Annotated in this window: 22 protein-coding genes, 1 tRNA gene and 2 pseudogenes; 12 read left to right on the top strand and 13 right to left on the bottom strand. The window is 69.5% G+C overall.

What is annotated here, in order from left to right:
• Window positions 1–42: 42 nt before the first annotated feature.
• On the top strand, window positions 43–699 hold the full coding sequence (locus BUS84_RS26775; protein WP_074316608.1) for a 4'-phosphopantetheinyl transferase family protein: 657 nt from the start codon (window positions 43–45) through the stop codon (window positions 697–699).
• 197 nt (window positions 700–896) lie between these two features.
• Complete coding sequence (locus BUS84_RS26770) at window positions 897–1,829, top strand: DUF4352 domain-containing protein (protein ID WP_074316606.1); 933 nt, start codon at window positions 897–899, stop codon at window positions 1,827–1,829.
• 39 nt (window positions 1,830–1,868) lie between these two features.
• On the opposite strand, the gene BUS84_RS26765 is transcribed toward BUS84_RS26770, so the two are convergent.
• Window positions 1,869–2,708: a hypothetical protein gene (locus tag BUS84_RS26765; protein ID WP_208869738.1), complete on the bottom strand. Its 840-nt coding sequence runs from the start codon at window positions 2,706–2,708 to the stop codon at window positions 1,869–1,871.
• Between the two features lie 152 nt (window positions 2,709–2,860).
• On the opposite strand from BUS84_RS26765, the gene BUS84_RS26760 reads away from it, so the two are divergent.
• Window positions 2,861–3,052 carry a general stress protein CsbD gene (locus BUS84_RS26760; protein WP_074316603.1) on the top strand — a complete coding sequence of 64 codons (192 nt, stop codon included), beginning with the start codon at window positions 2,861–2,863 and terminating at the stop codon, window positions 3,050–3,052.
• 119 nt (window positions 3,053–3,171) lie between these two features.
• Here BUS84_RS26760 and BUS84_RS26755 read toward each other — a convergent pair whose 3' ends face one another.
• The gene (locus BUS84_RS26755) at window positions 3,172–3,618 is read right to left on the bottom strand and encodes an Rv0361 family membrane protein (protein ID WP_483189037.1); all 447 of its coding nucleotides are present in this window, start codon (window positions 3,616–3,618) and stop codon (window positions 3,172–3,174) included.
• Between the two features lie 82 nt (window positions 3,619–3,700).
• Window positions 3,701–4,786, bottom strand: a complete 1,086-nt coding sequence (locus BUS84_RS26750; RefSeq protein WP_074316599.1) for a Gfo/Idh/MocA family protein — start codon at window positions 4,784–4,786, stop codon at window positions 3,701–3,703.
• 98 nt (window positions 4,787–4,884) lie between these two features.
• Here BUS84_RS26750 and BUS84_RS26745 point away from each other — a divergent pair, with 98 nt between their 5' ends.
• Complete coding sequence (locus BUS84_RS26745; protein WP_084757604.1) at window positions 4,885–5,652, top strand: hypothetical protein; 768 nt, start codon at window positions 4,885–4,887, stop codon at window positions 5,650–5,652.
• Window positions 5,653–5,680: 28 nt separating this feature from the next.
• Here the strand turns inward: BUS84_RS26745 and BUS84_RS41350 are convergent, their stop codons facing one another.
• Window positions 5,681–5,839 carry an AsnC family transcriptional regulator gene (locus BUS84_RS41350; protein ID WP_425293467.1) on the bottom strand — a complete coding sequence of 53 codons (159 nt, stop codon included), beginning with the start codon at window positions 5,837–5,839 and terminating at the stop codon, window positions 5,681–5,683.
• A gap of 109 nt (window positions 5,840–5,948) precedes the next feature.
• Here BUS84_RS41350 and BUS84_RS26740 point away from each other — a divergent pair, with 109 nt between their 5' ends.
• The 4 genes and pseudogenes from BUS84_RS26740 to BUS84_RS40250 all read left to right on the top strand — a co-directional run.
• Complete coding sequence (locus BUS84_RS26740; protein WP_074316598.1) at window positions 5,949–6,788, top strand: LLM class flavin-dependent oxidoreductase; 840 nt, start codon at window positions 5,949–5,951, stop codon at window positions 6,786–6,788.
• Between the two features lie 8 nt (window positions 6,789–6,796).
• Window positions 6,797–7,222 carry a nucleoside deaminase gene (locus BUS84_RS26735; protein ID WP_074316596.1) on the top strand — a complete coding sequence of 142 codons (426 nt, stop codon included), beginning with the start codon at window positions 6,797–6,799 and terminating at the stop codon, window positions 7,220–7,222.
• A gap of 416 nt (window positions 7,223–7,638) precedes the next feature.
• The gene (locus tag BUS84_RS26730; protein ID WP_074316594.1) at window positions 7,639–8,043 is read left to right on the top strand and encodes a hypothetical protein; all 405 of its coding nucleotides are present in this window, start codon (window positions 7,639–7,641) and stop codon (window positions 8,041–8,043) included.
• A gap of 9 nt (window positions 8,044–8,052) precedes the next feature.
• Window positions 8,053–8,184 (top strand): annotated as a pseudogene (locus BUS84_RS40250) (methyltransferase domain-containing protein); the annotation flags it as partial.
• 75 nt (window positions 8,185–8,259) lie between these two features.
• Here the strand turns inward: BUS84_RS40250 and BUS84_RS40245 are convergent.
• Genes BUS84_RS40245 through BUS84_RS26720 form a run of 3 tightly spaced genes read right to left on the bottom strand, consistent with a single transcriptional unit; the run spans window position 8,260 to window position 9,817 of the window.
• Window positions 8,260–8,424, bottom strand: a complete 165-nt coding sequence (locus BUS84_RS40245) for a hypothetical protein (protein ID WP_244298939.1) — start codon at window positions 8,422–8,424, stop codon at window positions 8,260–8,262.
• Between the two features lie 32 nt (window positions 8,425–8,456).
• Window positions 8,457–8,957 carry an anthrone oxygenase family protein gene (locus tag BUS84_RS26725; protein WP_074316592.1) on the bottom strand — a complete coding sequence of 167 codons (501 nt, stop codon included), beginning with the start codon at window positions 8,955–8,957 and terminating at the stop codon, window positions 8,457–8,459.
• Window positions 8,958–8,962: 5 nt separating this feature from the next.
• Window positions 8,963–9,817, bottom strand: coding sequence for a Rossmann-fold NAD(P)-binding domain-containing protein (locus tag BUS84_RS26720; protein WP_074316590.1), 855 nt, complete (start codon window positions 9,815–9,817; stop codon window positions 8,963–8,965).
• Between the two features lie 96 nt (window positions 9,818–9,913).
• On the opposite strand from BUS84_RS26720, the pseudogene BUS84_RS40240 reads away from it, so the two are divergent.
• Window positions 9,914–10,012 (top strand): annotated as a pseudogene (locus BUS84_RS40240) (AraC family transcriptional regulator); the annotation flags it as partial.
• 289 nt (window positions 10,013–10,301) lie between these two features.
• On the opposite strand, the gene BUS84_RS26710 reads toward BUS84_RS40240, so the two are convergent.
• Window positions 10,302–10,721, bottom strand: a complete 420-nt coding sequence (locus BUS84_RS26710) for a DUF6928 family protein (protein ID WP_074316586.1) — start codon at window positions 10,719–10,721, stop codon at window positions 10,302–10,304.
• 174 nt (window positions 10,722–10,895) lie between these two features.
• Here BUS84_RS26710 and BUS84_RS40760 point away from each other — a divergent pair, with 174 nt between their 5' ends.
• Entirely contained in the window at window positions 10,896–11,150 is a 255-nt protein-coding gene (locus tag BUS84_RS40760; protein WP_084757603.1) for a macro domain-containing protein, read from the top strand.
• 230 nt (window positions 11,151–11,380) lie between these two features.
• Here the strand turns inward: BUS84_RS40760 and BUS84_RS26700 are convergent, their stop codons facing one another.
• The 3 genes from BUS84_RS26700 to BUS84_RS26690 form a co-directional block, all read right to left on the bottom strand.
• Complete coding sequence (locus BUS84_RS26700; protein WP_074316583.1) at window positions 11,381–11,878, bottom strand: hypothetical protein; 498 nt, start codon at window positions 11,876–11,878, stop codon at window positions 11,381–11,383.
• A 67-nt stretch (window positions 11,879–11,945) separates the two neighbouring features.
• Entirely contained in the window at window positions 11,946–14,222 is a 2,277-nt protein-coding gene (locus tag BUS84_RS26695; protein ID WP_074316581.1) for a hypothetical protein, read from the bottom strand.
• A gap of 269 nt (window positions 14,223–14,491) precedes the next feature.
• Complete coding sequence (locus BUS84_RS26690; protein ID WP_244298742.1) at window positions 14,492–15,202, bottom strand: ATP-binding cassette domain-containing protein; 711 nt, start codon at window positions 15,200–15,202, stop codon at window positions 14,492–14,494.
• A gap of 446 nt (window positions 15,203–15,648) precedes the next feature.
• Here BUS84_RS26690 and BUS84_RS40225 point away from each other — a divergent pair, with 446 nt between their 5' ends.
• On the top strand, window positions 15,649–16,632 hold the full coding sequence (locus BUS84_RS40225; RefSeq protein WP_244298741.1) for an IS110 family transposase: 984 nt from the start codon (window positions 15,649–15,651) through the stop codon (window positions 16,630–16,632).
• Between the two features lie 33 nt (window positions 16,633–16,665).
• Window positions 16,666–17,277, top strand: a complete 612-nt coding sequence (locus tag BUS84_RS40220; RefSeq protein ID WP_244298740.1) for a tyrosine-type recombinase/integrase — start codon at window positions 16,666–16,668, stop codon at window positions 17,275–17,277.
• 62 nt (window positions 17,278–17,339) lie between these two features.
• Here BUS84_RS40220 and BUS84_RS26670 read toward each other — a convergent pair.
• Window positions 17,340–17,416: transfer RNA gene (locus tag BUS84_RS26670), tRNA-Ala, on the bottom strand.
• Between the two features lie 315 nt (window positions 17,417–17,731).
• The gene (gene sepX / locus BUS84_RS26665; protein ID WP_208869737.1) at window positions 17,732–18,514 is read right to left on the bottom strand and encodes a divisome protein SepX/GlpR; all 783 of its coding nucleotides are present in this window, start codon (window positions 18,512–18,514) and stop codon (window positions 17,732–17,734) included.
• Between the last annotated feature and the right edge of the window lie 74 nt (window positions 18,515–18,588).

The following is an 18,588-nucleotide window of genomic DNA, read 5'->3' as shown; positions in this document are numbered from 1 at the left end:
TGTCGCCGCCGCACCTTCGTTCCTACCGACCGGTAGCCGGCGATGCGTGACCTGCTGCCGCCGACGGTCGCCGTGGCGGTCGCCGGCTCGGACGACTGGGCCGGGGAGCTGCTCGCCGCCGAGCAGGCGTGCCTGGGCGAGCGGGCGGTTCAGACCCGCCGGCGGGACTTCACCGCCGGGCGGATCTGCGCCCGGCGGGCCATGGCCGGTCTCGGCCTGCCGCCGGCCGCCGTGCCGGCCGCCGCCGACCGCGCGCCCGTCTGGCCGGCCGGGGTGGTCGGCAGCATCACCCACACCACCGGCTACTGCGCCGCCGCGGCGGCCCGCAGCACCGACGTCCGATCGGTCGGCATGGACGCCGAACAGCACCGCGAGGTCAATGCGGGAGTACGCCGACTCGTGCTGCTGCCCGAGGAGGAGGAGACCTGCGCACGACTGCCCGGCGGCATCTCCTGGCCGGTCGTGCTGTTCAGCGCCAAGGAGACCGTCTACAAGGTCTGGTACCCGGTCGTCGGAAGCTGGCTCGACTTCCACGACGCCCGGCTGGAGCTGGACCCGGAAGCCGGCACGTTCACCGCCCGGATCGCGCCGGCCCGGGTGGACGCGGCGGCGGTCGCCGACCCGCCCGCCACGATCAGCGGCCGGTTCGTGGTCGCCGACGGGCTGGTCCGCACCGCCGCCGTGCTCCCGCTCCGCTGACGCCCAGGCGCTCACCTTTCCCTGACGCTCAGCCTGTCGCCGGCCACCGTCCATGTTGACCGGTCCGTAAGGTTCGCATGCCCCGTCGGGCTCCCACCGGGCATGGGCGGGAGCCGGCGCGACGACCGGGCGATCGGCGACGCACGGTAGCGTCGGCGGGTTCGCGAACCGCACGTACCGAGGCGCCAAGGAGCACGGTGACCCACCCCCAGCCCCCCGTCGGGCCGCAGGACCCCCAACAGCCGAGCCTGGAGCCGCCGACGCAGCCGTTCCCGGCGGCACCGCAGCAGGCCGCCGCCGAGCCGACCCTCCCGCAGGCACCCGTACCACCCAACCCGTGGTCGGCAGGGGGGAACGCGCCGCAGCCGCCGTACGCCAGCACGCCGTACCCGACCCCGCCGGGCCAGGCCTGGCCGCAGCCGCCGCTTCCGGGCGGCGCGTACCCGGCGGCTGGCAGCGGCGCGTACCCGCCACCCGGCGTGCCGGGCTACCCGCTCACCATGCCGCCGCCCGTGCCGACGAAGAACTCCAACAGGACCGTGGTGGTCATCGCGGTCACCGCGGCCGTGCTCACCCTGCTGTGCTGCGCCGGCGGCATCGTGGCGGTGGTCATCGGCGCGAACCATGCCGCCAACGACGTGACCGACGCTCTCCCCACCCCCGGCGTGACCCGGGGCGTCGGGCAGCCGCCCCGCGACGACCCCTCGTCGGCCCCGCCCTCGGCCGACGACGACACCCGGAACATGTCGCCCGGGGACACCCTGGTCATCGACGGCGACGACGGCACCGTCGAGGTCACGGTGACGAAGTTCAGCACCTCCACCAAGCCCTGCAAGTCGTACGGCCTCAAGCCCGACGAGGGCATGTACGTGATCGCCGACGTGACCTTCACGGTCACCACGGGCACCGGCTCGACGAACCCGCTCTACTTCCAGTGGGTCGCCGCCGACGGCACCGAGACCAACGCGATCGGTGGGGCCTTCTCGGGGTGCGGCAAGCCCCTGCCCGCCGGCAACGACCTGACCGCCGGCACCAAGCGCACCGGCAGCGTCGTGTTCGACGTGCCCGACACCAAGGGCGTGCTGGAGTACCAGCACGAGTTCGAGACCTCCGGCTCCTGGAAGCCGTGACGCTTCGAGGTGGAGTCGGTCCACCCGGACCGGCTCCGCCTACCTGGCGAGATTGCGGTGTCCGCGCCTGTCTCGCTGCTCAGCGCCGTGCTGTCCCGGCGGCTCGGCACGGTCGGACCGACGCCGTTCAAACAGCACGTCGCGCACCACTGGTCGAAAGAGCGCCGCGGTTTCGGCGATGAAGCGGAGCCGACCGACACCGAGCAGGCGTAATGCCGAGCCGTGCCCGAACGCGACCACGCACGCCGCGCCGAGCAGCAGTGCCCACCAACCGGCCGCCACCGTCGCCCGCGCCGATCGGCCCAGCCCGGCGAAGCCCTCGCCGAGCCGCTGGGCGTGGAACGGCACGTGTGCCTGCTCGTCGGCCAGGATGCGGCGACCAACATCCGTGACCAGCGGATTCGCTGTCCCGTCGCGTACCGCCCGGTAGTAGCGCAGCGCGACGACCTCCGCGACCATCAGCGTCATCAGTTCGAGTCGCAGCCCCAGTGCGCGCCGCACCGCCACGAACACCCGATCGCTCCAGTGGCCGTCGATCGTGGAGGCACCCGCACTGAGCAACAGGTGTTCGAGAAGCCGCGCGTGGTTCTGTTCCTCGACGACGAACAGCCGAATGGCCGCCAGATAGTGCGGGTCACCGGCCAGGTCGCTCTTGCGGATGAGGCTCGCGCCGTCGCCATCCTCGCCGGCCTGGAATCGCTGCAGGCTCCGAATCAGCGCCCGGTCCAATGAGCGCGCCGTACCCCACGCCGGGTCCCCGTCGAGCCGGCGGCGCTCGGCATTGGCCGCGAACCTTCGTACCCATTCCTCGAAATCCATGGTGGCCACCCGTCTTCGCCGCCGCTCCTCGAACGCTATGCGGACGGCTTCTGGCGCCACAACGAGTAGCGACGGACCTCCATGAGATCTGCACGTCGCGATCACATCTCGTCCGGTCGGGGGCCATCGTTTGGGAGCCGACCAGGGTTTTCCCCACCGGAGGGCGGGGACGCGGGTCAGCAGAGGCATCCGCCGAACGAGAGGGAGGCGACATGAGCGTCGAGAGGGCCAACGACCAGGTCGAGCGCGTAGCCGGTCCTGCCAGGGCGCAGGTGGGCAACATGACCCAGAACGAGCGGTCGCAGGCGGATCAGGTGGCGCAACGCGATGAAATCCGGGGCAACAAGCCCGGCGAGCACGTCCAGGAGGACGCCCGGGACGTTTCGGACGACTTCACCAGCTGACCCACCACGACGTGGCGCCCCCGGCCTACGTGTCGGGGGCGCGACCGCACTGCTGGGGCAGCCAGGCGACAACCGGTACCCACCCCTGGCGGGTTCGTCGTGCGCGCGAAGGACGACGGTCAGCCGAAGGTGTCGCTGCAGACGCGCCAGCCTGGTTCGGTCTCGAGCCGGAGACTCACCGACGTCGTCGCACCGGAGCGGTCGGTCAGTCGCACGGTCACGAACGCACTGCTGCCGGCTTCGTTGCCGAATCCGGCCCGCCCGAGATCGTGGGAGACCGGGCGGCCCAGTCGCTCCACCGCCTCGGTGAACTCTGCGACGGTGATTCGGTCCTTCGCCTGCGAGCACATCGAGCGGTAAGCGGCCTCGTCCTGGTTCTGCTCCAGGTGCTGCACGAACCGATCGGCTGCGGCTCGCGGCTCATCGATGTCCGGGCCGCCGTACGCCAACACCAGAAAGCCGAGCACCGGAGGGATTGCCGCCACCAGCAGCCCCACCACGCAGGCGGCGGCGACGGCCCACGGCCCCCAGCTCCGCCGGCCAACGACCCCGGACGGCGTGTGCATCGGTGGCGTCATACCCGGCACGCTAGCCACGGCGAGTCAGGACCCGAACACGACCGGAGCACAGATCGATCTCGGCCCGCGGCTACCGTGCCCACGCCTCCTTGGCGGTGACGACCGGACGGTCGGTGCGTACCGATTCCTCGATGGCGAGGCTGATGAGGTGGTCCTGGCACGCCTCCGCCAGGGGATACGGCGCCGGGCCCTGCTCTCGCGCCCAGGCGCCGGCACGAGCCAAGATGTCGGCCACGGCGATGTCGTCGTCGGACAATCCGCTGCCGACGAACGGATTCCGGTAGACCACGCTGCCGTCGAAGCTGATGTGCTTCAGGTCGAGCCCTTCGAGGTTCAGGTCGACGCCGGTCTGCCGCCGCACCAGGGACGACTCCACCGGCGTGGTCGGGTCGACCAGGCGGACCACCCGATCGTCCACCAACTCGCCGAGCGACCCCCGCACCACCAAACGGCGGGTACGCAGCGGATTCCACCACTGGTTGTCGGTGAAGTCGTACAACCCCATCCGCCCGCCGAAGTCGATGGTGGCCAGGGTGGTGGAGATCTGCTGCGGAGTGGCGTCACCACTCCAGCCGGCGGGTGACAACGGGTTGGCCAGCGGCGCGACGAACACCCGCGCGCTGACCTCGGCGGCGTCGTACCCGACGCCGAGCAGGCAACGGATCAGCGAGACCGCGTGGTACAGGTGCGTCGAGGAGACCTGGACGGACGTCGGTTCACCGAGCACCCCGGCTCGGATCACCTCCAGACGGGCCGCGTGCCCGGGCATCAGCAGGTACTGCTCGGCGACTTGCACCAAGCCGCTGCCTCCGACGTCGGACCAGAGGGACCGCAGCCCCGCCAGGTCGGGCGCCGGCGGCGTCTCGGCGAGCACCGGCACGCCGGCCGCGACCAGGTCGCGGGTCACCTCGGGCGTCACCGGCCAGGGCACCGACACGATGACGAAGTCCGGCCGCTCGTGGGCGAGCAGTTCGGCCGTCGTGCGGAAGGTCCGCACGCCCCACTTGGCCGTCACCGCGGCACCGCGCGATTCGGTACGCGTGACCACCCCGGTCGCCCGGAACCGCTCCGGCAGCAGTCTGGCCAGGCGGAGGAAGAACTCGCCCCGCCAACCACTGCCGACGAGACCGAACCGAGTCTGGGCCGGCGATGTCATGTGGGCTCCTCACGTCGACACCGGATGCTAGTCGCCTGGGACGGCGCCTCCCTTCGCTACGGTGGCCCGGAATCCCCGATAGAGACGGAAGACGGAGGATGTCGCTGATGCCTGCCGGGCCGCCTCGGGCAGAACCTGGAACGACGGTCGTCGAGGCGACCGAGCGCCGACTTCCGCTCGACTACTACATGCTCCTGACGAAGCCGGGCGACCGTGGTCCGGCCGCCGCTGTGGAGGGGATCGTCGTCGAGGAGTTCACCCGTCACGCTGATTTCTCGACGGCGGGGCTGGACAGCGCCGGCTGGACGCCGTCAGGTGCCGACTGGTGGAGTTCCGCTTCGTTCAGCCAGAGCATGCGCACAGATCGCGAAGTGCTGGACCGGGTGGTGCCCGCCTCCCGCAAGAGGGCCGAGAGCGTTTACCGCGAGCTCGGTGGCGGGCAGTTGCCGCCCGAAGCAGTCCTGCGCACGTACTTCCGCGACCACCAGCCGATCGCCGCCGCTCCGCCGCTGCGGCTCGGTCCCGCGCACCCACCTCCCGGGTTCCACGAACGGCGCGTCTACCGCGTTCTCTTCGCGAAGGATCTCCGGGAGGATCAGGTGGAGAGCCTCAGGACGCTCTGGCAGTCGACCGGAGACGGCGCACCGCGTCCTCCGGGGTCAGTCGTCACCGGTTACCTGGATCAGGGCGGCGACCAGTTCGTCTGGGTCGTGCGCCGAGTTGGTCGAGAGGTGGCCTGGTGCCTCGACGTGACCGTCCTGTTGAGAGATGATTCCTCCGCAGCAGTGAGCGCAACCCTGCACGAGTTGACGAACGTCATGCGACAGCACGGCCTGGTACCCGCGATGACGGATCGTTTCTCCTGACTTCGGTGCCCGGAGCGGCACCATCCTGTCAAGGGCGAGGCTGGCTCGGGCGCGGGCCGCGATGGGGCAGGGTGGCGCTGCAGACGACGTTGGCGGCCGACGCACTCGGTTTGACCCGTCGGCTGAGCTCGGTGATCGGCAGGCGGCCATCTTCCTGCAGCTCGGTCAGGATGCCAATCGACGACATCAAGATCCTCGGCCATTCGCCAAACGACCGGTGGATCCACGCCGGGAGCCACCAAGTCCGGTGAACATGAGGTTCACGGGCCGATTCCACGGTGACTAGCCTTGAACCTGTGCAGATTGGCGTGAACGTACCGAACTTCGCCCCGGGCACCGATCCCGAGATGCTGCGGCAGTGGGCGCAGACGGTCGAGGGCCTCGGCTTCGACCTGCTGATGGTCTCCGACCACATCGCGGTGACCCCGGACGTGGCCGAGCAGTATCCCGCGCCGTTCTATGAGCCGTTCACGACGCTGTCCTGGCTGGCCGCGGTGACCCGCCGGGTCCGGCTGGGCACCACCGTGCTCATCGTCCCGTACCGGCACCCGCTGCTCACCGCCCGGATGGCGGCGAACCTCAACCGGCTCAGCGGCGGCCGGCTCGTCCTCGGTGTCGGCGTCGGCTGGGCCCGGCAGGAGTTCGAGGCGCTCGGCGTGCCGTACCGCCGGCGCGGCGCGCTGACCGACGAGTACCTGAACGCCATGCGTGACGCCTGGCGCGACACCGACGACTACGACACGGAGGCGATCCCGATCTGGATCGGCGGCAACAGCGACGCCGGCATGCGACGCGCCGTCCGGCTCGGTGACGCGTGGCACCCGCTGCGGTTCACGCCTGGATGGCTGGCGGAGGCGGCCGGGCGACTCAAGGCCATCGCCGGCGAACTGGGTCGCCCGGTGCCCGCGTTGATGCCGCGCATGGCACTTCAGGAGACCCGTGAGCCGATCAGCGACCCGGACCGTCTCGCCGGTGTCGGGACCATCCACCAGATCATTGCCGACATCGACCAGATTCGTCTGCTCGGCGCGGAGACGGTGGTGCTCGACCCGTTCAACGGCGACCTGACCGAGATCCGCCAGCCCGAACGCGCCTGGCAGACACTCGCGGCCGTGGCCGCTCACCACAAATCCTAGGAGGACCGATGACGCCCGACGATGAGAAGCTTCTCCGCCGTGCCGTGGAAATCGCAGGCCAGGCCGGAGCGTCCGGCGAACGGCCATTCGGCTCGTTACTTGTCGATGCGGACGGCACAGTCCTGATCGAGGACCACAACACCGTGGTTTCCGACTCGGACATCACCGCCCACCCGGAGCTGAAACTGGCCCGCTGGGCCGCCCGGGAACTCGCCCCCGACGTGGCGGCTGGCACCACCATGTTCACCAGTTGCCAGCCCTGCCCGATGTGCGCGACCGCGATCGATCGGTCCGGCCTCGGCCGGGTGGTGTACGCCCTGTCCACCGAACAGTTCGAGGAGGTCAAGCCTGCCAACCCGCCACTGCCTCCGGTGCGGTACGAGGGACCGGCGCTGTTTGACGAGGCGCGCCAGCCGATCGACAACCACTACTAGTCGCAGGGGCTCCGCCTCCACGGCACAAGATCGGAAAGGCCGCCCCCCACACTGGCGACTGCAAGGGCAGCGTGCTGCTGGTCAGCATGCGTCAGGACCACCCGAGCAACTGGATCGGCGGCCCGTCGGCCCCTGTCCCTTCCGTCGACGGTCGCGGCAGTCGTCCGCAAGACTCTGGCTGAGGGATGGCGACCCAGCCAGCCAGCGACGGCCTTGCACATGCTGCGCCCAACGTATCGCCAAAGCCACGGACTCCTTGCCCCCCAGGCAACCAACGCTGCCACGTGAGCTGCGGTTTCGTAGCCCGTGACCTGCCGAAGCGGTCCGCTTCCGTCCGCCCTTGTCCGCTGGCGTCGCACCGATCGTCACTTAGTTGGTCACCGAAGGACATGTGACGCGATGACTATGCTGCCGCCGTGAGAGCCGTCTGGTTCATGTGGGCAGGTTCGTTTCTCAGCCTCGCCAACATCGCGGCCGGGTGGAGCTGGGCCTTGGCTGACGCCGATCTTCGTGTTGGGACCTCGGCCCCTCAGGGTGTCGACTGGAGCCAGGCGAGCGTGTTGTTGGGCGTACCGGCTGCGGTGACGGTCGTTTTGACGGCGGCCGCTGTCCGTCGCTCGCTGGCTTTGCTGTGGGCGGGTGCCGTCGCGATGGGATTGCTGTTCATCCCGTGCGGTTGGGCGCTGCTCATCGACCACGCGGGGATGGACGGTACCAGCCTCGCTCCATGGGCTTGGGCCGCCCATCTCATCGCCATGTTCCTCGCCCTGCCCACTGTGGTCATCGCGCCCTGGCTGCAGGGCCGCGACAGCCGACACTGAGGCCGACCGATGTGGCTGTGGAGGCGCACGTCAGTGACCCGTGGTCGCCGCCTCTCAGACGCCGCTGACCTGCCGTTCCGTGACGGTTGCTTCGACCTGGTGGTCAGCCGGCACTCGGTGGACACCTGGTGGGCGGAGGTTGCCCGGCTGCTCTGCCCGGCCGCACCTTCCTCTCTCGACAGATCGGCCCCGGCACGGTCCACGAACTCGCCGACGTCATCGCGGGGCCGCTGCCGGCCAACCCCCGTTGGGGTACTCGATCGGTACCGCGACCGGCTCGCCGCCCTGCACGAGCGGATCCAGACCGACGGACCCTTCGTCGCGCACGCCCAGCGGATCCTGGTCGAGGCCGCAGGCCCGGTTGACCGATCCGCTGGGCATCGCCCGATCCGCACCCCGCCGGGGTGACGTGATCACCGCTGGCTGCCCCAGAGGTAGACGCCGAACCCGGCAAGCAGCAGGCTTACCACGCTCGCCCCGGCGCGCACGGTGTTCCACCAGGTCCAGCGCGAGGCGTAGTCCGCCCAGATCCGCGCCGCCTCCGCCGGGTCGGTCGGCACACCGGCCGCGTCGAGCGCATCGTTCATCGGCACGTTGAGGGCCACCGTCGGGATGAACGCGCCCACCAGGTACGCGGCCCCGGCCAGGAAGAACAGCAGCGCCGCCGGACGGTGGCCGAGGATCAGCAGCAGTACGCCGGTGATCGTAGCCGCGAGGATGGGACCGAAGAAGGTCACGAAGAAGAGCGGATTCTGGATCTTCTGGTTGATGTTCGTCATGGCCCGGATCGCGGTGCCGGCGTCGGTCGCGTTCAACCCGGGCATCACGGACACGGAGAAGGCGTAGTAGACCCCTGCGATCAGACCGGTCACCGCCAGGGTCACCGCCGCCGACCAGGCTGCCAGCGTGTTCATGACGATCAGCCCCGATCCGCTTGTTCGGTCGCCCAGACGCCAGTGGCGGCGGCGTCCCGCGCGTAGTCCGCGAAGTCCCTCGGCCGGCGGCCCAGAGCGCGTTGCACACCGTCGGTCAGGTGGGCGTTACGCCCGTCCAGGACCTTGCCGAACAGGTCGGTCAGGACGGCCACCAGCTCGGCGGGCACCTGGTAACGCGCCATTACCTCCGCGTACTCCTGCGGGGAGACCGACTGGTAGGTGATCGGTCGCCCAACCGCCTTGGCGATCTCGTCGGTCGCCTCGGCGAAGGTGAGCAGCCGCGGCCCGGTCAGTTCGTAGACCTCACCCACGTGGCCCGCCTCGGTCAGCGCCGCGACCGCGATCTCGGCGATGTCGTCGGCGTCGACGAAGGGCTCCCCGACGTCGCCGGCCGGGAGCACGATCTCGTCGCCGCGCACCGAGTCCACCAAGAAATCCTCGCTGAAGTTCTGGCTGAACCAGCTCGCCCGCAGGATCGTCCACTCCGCGCCGGATCGCTGTACCACCTGCTCGCAGAGCTGAGCCGCCTCCTCGCCCCGGCCGGAGAGCAGGACGATCCGCTCGACGCCGCCGGCCACCGCCTGCTCGACGAACGCGCGGATTGTGGCGGGCGCGTCCGGTGCGGCCAGGTCCGGGTAGTACACCAGGTACACCGACCCGACCCCTTCCAGCACGCCAGCCCAGGTGCTCTGGTCGGTCCAGTCGAACCGTGGCTCGCCGGAGCGGGAACCGACCCGTACCGGACGGCCGAGGGCGGTGAGGCGGTCCGCCACGCGACGACCGGTCTTGCCAGTACCGCCGAGGACCAGGATGGGCTGTTCGTGCACGTTCTCTCTCATGTCACTAGTCAAGCCGAGCGGGGCCTGACCGGGAATGAGTGAGACGCTCGGCTCCATGTCTGGGCGTCTCACCAGGGTTCTACCGGCCTGTGGTGCGTGTACGCACCGGCGGGGCTGTTGGACGGGCCGAAAGCGCGCGGCGCGTTCCTGCTCCGATCGGTGTTCGACCCGCCGTGGTCGGTACGGATCCAGGATCGTCGTTGTGGTCGATCCAGACGTGGTGGGCCTTGTTGGTGACGCTGATCGAGTCGTCCTCGGCGTCGGTGAACCTGATGTTGCGGTTGGCCGGTCGGCGTCGGCCGGCGGTTTGTCCAGCCACAGGACGCCGACGCCGACCCCGATACCGGGGAAGCCGGCTGCCATCGGACCGCTCTCCTGCTGCCGTACAAGATCGAAAAAGGCCGTCTCCGACGAGCGGAAACGGCCTTTGACCTGGGGTGGAGCTGAGGGGATTTGAACCCCATACACCTCCAGCCCTGATAGATCATCTCCTACCGGACCGATCGCCGGGCTGGCCTGCGCAACCGTCGTCAACGCCTCTCGACGTTTGACACGGCTTATCGGGCTTGGTTGTGCCGGATCTGTGCCTGATGATCTTCGGCCACACACCCGCGCTGCCCACTCCCGCTTGACGCAGGTGCTCCGGCAGCTCAGACGGGCGGTCGAACACAAGCCGCCAGTCGCAGAACAGCTCCAACCCAGCCAACTTCGTGGCGTACGTGATGTCATCTGGCGGGTTGATGTCGTCGAGCAACGTACCGTCGTCGGCGGGCTCGACGACGTAGCCCGGGTGGACCTGACGTACCAGCGCCTCGGTCTCGGCTCGCTCCGAGCGTGTCGCACCAAGTAACGCGGAGCGGATCTCTCCATCGGCGAATGCCAGTAGGGCTGTCTTCGCGCCCACGTCGCTCCTCCAGGTCTTCGGCTGCGCACAAGCGCCCGCACACCACCTGCCTACGAGCCTCCCAGTTGGCCGGCCTCGCACGTTCCGGTCGAGGATTAGGTCAAGCCCAGCCGGTGGCAAGCCCGAGACCACAAACATGATCGTCTAGCCGGACATGTCACGCACGTCCCGAGACTGGTCTGTCACGAGGTCGGGAGCTGCTACACCGCGTCGCTGGCCGTCGCCGCTGACCTGGGCGCGCGGTCGGTCGCCTACCCGCTGATCTCCTCCGGCGTGGACCGGTGGCCGAAAGACGATGCCGTCGCCCAAGCATTGACCGCGCTGCACGCCGAGCCGACCACCGTGGAAGTGGTCCGTCTCGTGTTCTTCGACGAGCAGACGCGCCACACCGCGGAGCGCATCCACCAGGCCTTCGAGTACGGTCGGTGAACACGCATGGCCGAGAACAGCACGCCTCAACGCGGCAGAGGACGCAGGCGGCGCAGGTGGCGGCGCGCTGCGGAGGACTCATCCGTAAGATCCCCACATGCAGCGGCAAGACTGTTCTGCTCTCCTCGTTCTACGGCGCCACGCCAGCACTCTCGGTTACACAAGAACTACCTCGGCATGAGGGACTCGGCCCGGCTGCCTGGCCCGGGCCTTCAGCCGGTGAGCGCCGTTCAGTACGGCAGAGCCCGGCCAAGTTGCTGGGCGTAGCCGCGGTGTGCGATGAGGATCGCGTCGAGCCACCGGGCCAGCATCTCGTCGGCCCGGAGCACCCGGGTCGTCTCGGCCTGGAAGGACTCGCGGTCGTAGTGGTAGGCGGACTCGACGTCGGGCTGCGCGGCGAGTGCGTTCTCCAGGTAGTCCTCGACGATGGACCCGAGGTTCGGCTGGACCAGATGGCCGACCTCGTCATCGAAACCGAGGCCCCACCGCAGGCCGTCACCGGTCGAGACGTAAATCTGCGCCACCAGGTCCGCGCGGGCGATCGGGTGCTCGTCCCGGGTCTCGTCGGGGCCGGCCAGGCCGATCAGCTCGGCCGGGAACCGGTCGAGGACAGCAGCCGCAGTGGGAAGATCAGCGAGCTGGTCACCGCGGTAAGCCACGCTGCCCTGGCCCGGGGTGCCGCTTTCCGGCTCGACGCCGGGCACCGCGAACGGCGGGAAAGCACTCATTTCTCAGTCCTTCGTATCGGAGGCCGTGTCGCGGGACGGGCCGGAGCCCGCCCCGCGACACCTGGGATCATTCCACCGGGAAGTGGATGGTGAACGGGATCTTGTTGTTCTTCAGGCAGTTGAACAGCTTCTCGGTCATGCCGAGGTCGTTCACGTTGGGCTGACCGCTACCGCTGCCGACGAAGTGCCAGTGGACGCCCTTGACACCCTTGCCCTTCATATCCGGTTTGCCGGCGTTGGCCGCCTTGATCTTCTCCTGGTTGTCGGGGTTCATGTACCAGGCATCCTTCTCGCACTGGGTGACCTGCTCCAGGATCCGGTCGTCGCCCTGGGCGAAGCCCGACTTCACCTCGTGCAGGATCCAGCCGTCGGCGAGTTCCTCGCCGAAGTCGGCGTCCCGGCCGCCCTTGAACCTGTCGTCGTCCGGCCTGGCCAGCGGCAGCTGCGGCCGGCCCACCTTGCCCTGGCTGGCCATCAGCTCGTTGAGGATCGTCTCGCCGTCCTGCCAGCCGTACGCCCAGCGCAGGTTGGGCCCGTCGACGTGCAGCGCGTCCGGGTCGGTCATCATCTCGTGGGTCCGCTTGAGGTCGGTCCGCTTGCCGTTGAGCAGCCGGTCGAAGGTCTTCTTGCTGATCCATCCGTCGGGGACGGCGGAGGCGGTCACGGCGAACGCCGCTGCCGCGTCCTCCGCGACGATAGCGTTGTAGACCTCCGGCATGATGAGCTCGTAGGTGAGCTCCTTGACGGTGTCCGGGATCTTGTCGTACCGGGCGACGTAACGCGCCGCGTCCATCAGGCGGTGCGCGTACTTCGTGACGAACTTCGCGACCTTGGCCGGGATGGCAACCGCGTCGCCGACGTACGGGACGAGCCCGAGAACGTTGAAACCGACGCTCACCCAGTCGCCGTGGATGATCGCCGCGACGGTGTCGCGGATGTCCGCCAGCGTGCCGGTGATCCAGCCGACCACCGGGATGACGCTGGACGCGCTGGCACACAGGTTGCCGGCGAGCCAGGCCATCGAGTCCTTCTCGGCGAAGTCGCCGGCGAACATGCCGAGCAGGAAGTCGGTGACGTACGTCCACTTGCTGATCTGCTCGTCGAAGCGGCCCGGGTGCAGACCCTTCGACTCGGCGTTGGAGATTTCGTAGTCGTCACGCAGGCCGTCGTTGTCGGTGTCCTGGTTCAGCGCGCTGATCAGGTAATCGAGCTCGACACTGTCGGAGAGGCCGTCGCCGTCGGTGTCCACCTTGGTCGGGTCGGAGCCGAGGTCCTCTTCCGCGAGGTCCCGCACGCCGTCGCCGTCCGTGTCGATCGGCGTGGGGTTCGGGTTGATCGGCTGGCCGTCGCCGGGGACCGGCGGGGCACGCGGCTGGTCGGGAACCAGCGGGTTGGTGCCCTTGGCCACCTCGGCGCCGTCGTTCAGGCCGTCGCCGTCGGTGTCCGCCTCGGTCGGGGAGGTGCCGAGCCGCTGCTCCTCGAGGTTGGTCAGCCCGTCCCCGTCAAGATCCTCGGCGCCGTCGTTCACCGTGTCGTTGTCGGTGTCGTACGCGTTCGGCCGGGTCCAGCCGGCCAGCGCCGTGATCTCGAACTTGTCGGTGAGCTCGTCACCGTCGGAGTCGGCGAGCAGCGGGCTGGAGCCGAAGCGCAGCTCCACCACGTCGACCACACCGTCGTTGTCGTGGTCACCCTCGTACGTGATGCCGAACCGGGTGAGCACCCGGAAGCCGCTCTCCCAGGCGTCCTCGGCCTGGATGGTGGCGGGCTCAACGTTGGCCTTGACAAGCATCTCGTCGGCCTTGGCCAGGTCACCCTTGGCCGCTTCGAGGTCGGCGAACGCCTCGTCGACGCCGGCCGGAGCGGGCGGCGGAGGCGGGCTGACCCGGCGGAACGGGCCGATCGTCGCCTCGGCGTCCTGGATCGCCGCGTCGGCCAGCAGCCGGACCCCGGTGAGCGCCTTGACCAGCGCGGTGACGTGACCCTGCTCGGCCTCGCCGCTGGGCGGGCTGGCGCCGGTCATCCGGCTCTTGAGGAAGGCCTCGAGGTGCTTCAGGTTGTCGAACGCCGCGGCGGCGTCGGCCGGCCCGTTGAGCCGCGCGCCGTCGAAGTACCGGCTCTTGACGTCGGCCTGCACCGGCTCGAGCCGGCTTTCACCGAGATCGTCACCGACATACGGGCGCAGCGCCTCAGTGCCCTCGATGACGGACGCCTTTGCGTCGAGTTGGTACCTGGTGGCCGGGATCTTGGCGATCTCGACCTGCCAGAACGGCGTCTCGGCGGCGGCCGCCGGGGTGCCGAGGAGGGCTATCGGAGCAACGACGGCCGCGGACAGCGCGGCCGCCATTCTACGGCGTAGTTGTATACCACGTCTCACAATGTTCCCCCAGTGTGTGGCGAGTTGCCCAATGAACCCTTTTTCAACCTGGCATCGAGCTCGGCGGCACCGGACCGCAGAACAGCGCCGGCCACTGCCGGCCCCACCGCGTCGAAGAGGTTCAACGTGGGGGGAATCGTATAGAGCCTCACATATATTTAGCAATATATGTGGGCTGGCCTGCGGAAACTTAAGCAGCAGGCAGACGTTGGGGAACCGGCAGGCGTCACTCGCCCGGCTCATCGCGCGGTGACGGCGAGGTAGCTGTCCTCCAGGCCGGGATCCATCGGGCGGGCCTGCGCGCTCGGCGCCGCCGACGCCACGATCCGGTACCGCATGCCGTCCTCGTGCGGCAACGCGGACACCACCGTGCCCTCGGCGGGCGGCGGGCCGCCCGTGACCACCGACCAGACACGACCCTCGGCCCGGCGGGTGAGTTCGTCGACGGTGCCGCGGAAGATCAGCCGGCCCTTGGCGAGCACCGCCACCTCCCGGCACGTCTGCGCGATGTCGTCGACGATGTGCGTGCTCAGCAGCACGGTCCGCCGGCCGGCGAACTGGGACAGCAGCGTACGGAAGCGGATCCGCTCCTCCGGGTCGAGTCCCGCGGTCGGCTCATCCACGATCAGCAGTTGCGGATCGGCGAGCAACGCCTGAGCGATGCCGACCCGCTGCCGCACCCCGCCGGAGAAACCGCGCAGCCGGCGGTCGGCGTGTTCGGTCAGCGCGACCACCTCCAGCAGTTCCCCGACACGCCGGCGCCGCGCCGACCGGTCATCCATGCCTTTGAGCAGCGCCACATAGTCAAGGAACTGGCGCGCCGTCAGGTCCGGGTAGACGCCGAGATCCTGCGGCAGGTAGCCGAGTTCTCGTTGCACGGCGGTGCGCCCTGTACCCGTACCGATGTCATGTCCGCCGACCGCGTCGGACCAGCTCAGGCATCGGGTCATGGCCGCTAACCGAACGTCTTGACCGACGTCGTTGATCGCCTGCCCTGACAGGCAGCGCACCAGTAACGGACCGTGATGCCGGCCGGCGGAGGGGACCGCTGACTGTCACCCGTCAAGTGAAACCGATGTGTAACGCATCTGTGAGGCTCGCGGTGGTGGTCCTGGGTGGGCTGCTGCCAGGATCGGTGCCGGTGGTCAGGGCTGACTCTTAACGCATCTGGCCGTCTACGGCGTGCCCTGCGCTTGACCTGTCGTCTCTGACCGCCGGCACCGGCCTGGCTCACCGTCTGGCCTGATCAGAAGCTTGCCCGCCATTGCGGCGTGGCTCATCACAGATGTGCCGTAGGTGTCTCCACCCAGGCCGGTGCCAACGTCAACCACCGCCCCTGGGAAGGAGCAACGGTGTAATGCCCATGCTCGCAGAATCGGTCGACGCCGTCATTGGCGTGGACACCCACACCGACACGCACACCGCCTGCCTGCTCGACGGCGCTGGCCGGGAGGTCGCGACCGTCACCGTCGACGCGAGCCCGGACGGCTACAGCGAACTGATCGTCTGGGCAGTGCAGCAAGCGCCAGGCCCCCGGTTGACCTGGGCGGTGGAAGGCTGCCGCTCGCACGGAGCCGGCCTGCTGCGGGCGCTCCTGGCCGCGGGACAGCAGGTCGTCGAAGCTGGTCGGCCGCAACGCGTAGGGCGTCGGCCAGGCGGCAAGTCTGATCCGTCCGATGCCCGCCTGGCCGCGCCTTCAAGGTCGGCCGTCACCTGCGCTACGACCCGGCCGACGTTCGGGCCTGGCTCGAAGACCAGGCGGCCTGACATGGCTATCGATGACCTGTGGTACCTGACCAAGCGCGGCCCCAACAAGGAGCGCTTGAAGTCGAAGCGCTACGGGCGCGGCAAACGGTGGCGCTGCCGGTACGTGGACCACAACGGCGAAACCCGGGAGCGCCTGTTCGACCGCAAGGTGGACGCCGAAGAGTGGGATGTCAAGGGACGCGCCGGGATCGCCGAGGAAACCCGGATCGACCAGGCAGAGCGCCGGCTGACCTTCAAGGACTACGGCGAGCGATGGCGGCTGTCCCGCCAGATCAGTCAGGCCCTCGACTACCAGCGCCACACCGAATCCCGGCTACGCCACCACCACTACCCGCACTTCGGCGACCGGGCTATCCGCGCGATCACCGTCACCGACGTCCTGGAGTGGGTCGCCAAGCTGCTTCAAAACAACGTCGCCCAATCATCGGTGAAGACCTACTTCGACCTGCTGAACAACATCATGAACTCGGCCGTCGCGGACAAGGTGATCCCCGACAACCCCTGCAAGTCCATCCGGCTGTTCGCGATTCTGCGGGGCTTCTCCCGCGCGCCGAAGTGGGTACCGACCGACGATGACGTGCTCGCCCTGGTCGACGTGGTGCCCGACGAATAACAGGCGGCTATCTGGGCCGGTGCGGGTGAAGGGATGCGACTCGGGGAAGCCCTCGGCCTGGAGGACAGCACCCGATGTATCGACCCGGACCGTCAAGAACTGCACGTGGTTCAACAACTGCGGTTTCACAAGGTCGCCTACGGTGGCTTCTATCTCGCCCCGCCGAAGGCCGGCTCAGTCGGTGACGTCGACCTGGACGACCACGTTGCGGCGGTCTTCGCCCAGCACGTCCGCAGCTACCCGCCCGCCCTGGTCGAGCTGCCCGACATCACTGCCGGCACCCCCGACCCGGGCAAAGATCCCAAGCGCCGGATGGTCCCGCTGCTGTTCACCGACGACCAGGGTCGGCCGATCCATGACCAACGGTGGTCGCAGATGTGGCGGACCTGGTGCAAGGCGGCCGGCTGGCCCGATGAGGGCACCTTCCACTCTCTGCGGCACTACTTCGCCACCCGCCTGATCACCTCGGGTGCCGATCCCACGGACGTGCAGAACGCGCTGCGGCACTCCAGCCTGCGGATCACGTTGGAAACCTACGTCCACTGGTGGCCGAAGAAGGACCGCCGCCGCAACATCATCAGCGGCGCGCTCCGGGACGCGAGCGCCAAACGAAAGCAGGGCCCGAAGGCCCTGGATTCTCGCTGATCTGTGCCGGATCTGTGCCCGCTGATCTTGCCGGCGGGATTTCCCCTGGTCGTACGCGTTGCTGGTGGAGCTGAGGGGATTTGAACCCCTGACCCCCTCGATGCGAACGAGGTGCGCTACCAGTCTGCGCCACAGCCCCTCCGCCGGCGAACCGGCTTCGGTCCCACCCGGCTTACACCGGGCGGGCCGGCAGCAAGGCTAACAGGTCGCCGGCCCCGACCGCGAATCCGCCCCCGGCGCGGCGCTCACACCCACCGGAAGATCCACTCCGCCTCCCGGAAATCGGGGCATCCAGGACGCCACGACACCCCGACCTTCAGGAAACCGAGTGGATCAAGTCCCAGCCCCCACTCCGCATCGCCGATGTGGGGGTATCAGCGCGGGGCGGTCACCCCCACATCGGCGACCTGGAGTCGATCAAGCACCAGCACCGTCGCGGATCGGGTCAGGCCGGTCAGGCGCCGCGGCCGGCCTCGTAGGGGCGCCCGCGCAGCCCACCGGACCGCCGGTAGGAGACCGAGCCACCGTTGACAGCGGCCGGCAGGTCCCCCGGGCGGTCCAGGCCCATCGCGGCGCGGCGTACCCCCTCGCGCTGGGCCGCCAGCCGGCGCTGCGCCTCCCGGCGGGCGGCGGCGCGTCGAGCCTGCTCGCGGCGCACCTCGGCCTGCCGGGCGGCCAGCCAGGCGGCCTCCCGGGCTCGGGCCCGGCGCCGACGGCGGCCGGCCAGGGCCCGGCCGCGCAGGTGGACGACGTACACGGCCAGCAGCATGAAGGTGACCGAGAAGCCGATCCAGAAGCCGGGGCTGACGAACAGCACGCCGATCAACTCGACGACGTTGAGCAGCAGCAGGGCGGCGAGCACCCGGCGGCGCCGGTACACGGCGGGGGTGTGCTGCCGGCGGGGCGGCGGGCGGCGGCGGGAACGCTTCGGTGTGGGCGGCACGGCGCGCAGCCGGCCGGAGCGGCGGCCCGCGGGTGGCGCGGAGACCGGCGCGGTCAACGCCCCGGTAGTCGCATCCTCAGTGAGGGTGACAACGAGCGAGCGCGGCGGGTGCACCGGTCGCCGCCCCGGCACAGTGCGGCGCCGCCGGTGGCGCTGGAGCACCCGCGCCGTCGACTGCGCCCGCTCCGCCACCAGCCGCTCGGTGGCGTCGTACCGGCGAACCAGCGCCGGGGCCAGGGCGAGCAGGCCGGCGGCGGCGAGGACGGCGAGGAGCACCGAGGTCGGCACCCTCACCCCTCCCGTCACCGAATTCGGAGCAACCACCACCCGACCGCAGGATCTTCCACCGATCGCGCTTGGTTGCGTGG

The organism is Micromonospora cremea, assembly GCF_900143515.1.
Lineage (GTDB): Bacteria > Actinomycetota > Actinomycetes > Mycobacteriales > Micromonosporaceae > Micromonospora > Micromonospora cremea.
Note: the sequence above shows the minus strand (reverse complement) of the source record. Positions and strands in the feature narration are given on the sequence as shown.

Bases quoted from the DNA above. Each gene is read 5' to 3' on its own strand.
- BUS84_RS26725 (WP_074316592.1), bottom strand. From the start codon at position 8,957: ATGAACACGCTGGCAGCCTGGTCGGCGGCGGTGACCCTGGCGGTGACC.
- BUS84_RS26760 (WP_074316603.1), top strand. From the start codon at position 2,861: ATGAGCGTCGAGAGGGCCAACGACCAGGTCGAGCGCGTAGCCGGTCCT.
- BUS84_RS26745 (WP_084757604.1), top strand. From the start codon at position 4,885: ATGTCGCTGATGCCTGCCGGGCCGCCTCGGGCAGAACCTGGAACGACG.
- BUS84_RS26755 (WP_483189037.1), bottom strand. From the start codon at position 3,618: ATGCACACGCCGTCCGGGGTCGTTGGCCGGCGGAGCTGGGGGCCGTGG.
- BUS84_RS26775 (WP_074316608.1), top strand. From the start codon at position 43: ATGCGTGACCTGCTGCCGCCGACGGTCGCCGTGGCGGTCGCCGGCTCG.
- BUS84_RS26690 (WP_244298742.1), bottom strand. From the start codon at position 15,202: ATGACCCGATGCCTGAGCTGGTCCGACGCGGTCGGCGGACATGACATC.
- BUS84_RS26720 (WP_074316590.1), bottom strand. From the start codon at position 9,817: ATGAGAGAGAACGTGCACGAACAGCCCATCCTGGTCCTCGGCGGTACT.
- BUS84_RS26735 (WP_074316596.1), top strand. From the start codon at position 6,797: ATGACGCCCGACGATGAGAAGCTTCTCCGCCGTGCCGTGGAAATCGCA.
- BUS84_RS40245 (WP_244298939.1), bottom strand. From the start codon at position 8,424: ATGCCCAGCGGATCGGTCAACCGGGCCTGCGGCCTCGACCAGGATCCG.
- BUS84_RS26700 (WP_074316583.1), bottom strand. From the start codon at position 11,878: ATGAGTGCTTTCCCGCCGTTCGCGGTGCCCGGCGTCGAGCCGGAAAGC.
- BUS84_RS41350 (WP_425293467.1), bottom strand. From the start codon at position 5,839: ATGTCGTCGATTGGCATCCTGACCGAGCTGCAGGAAGATGGCCGCCTG.
- BUS84_RS26695 (WP_074316581.1), bottom strand. From the start codon at position 14,222: ATGGCGGCCGCGCTGTCCGCGGCCGTCGTTGCTCCGATAGCCCTCCTC.
- BUS84_RS40220 (WP_244298740.1), top strand. From the start codon at position 16,666: ATGCGACTCGGGGAAGCCCTCGGCCTGGAGGACAGCACCCGATGTATC.
- BUS84_RS26750 (WP_074316599.1), bottom strand. From the start codon at position 4,786: ATGACATCGCCGGCCCAGACTCGGTTCGGTCTCGTCGGCAGTGGTTGG.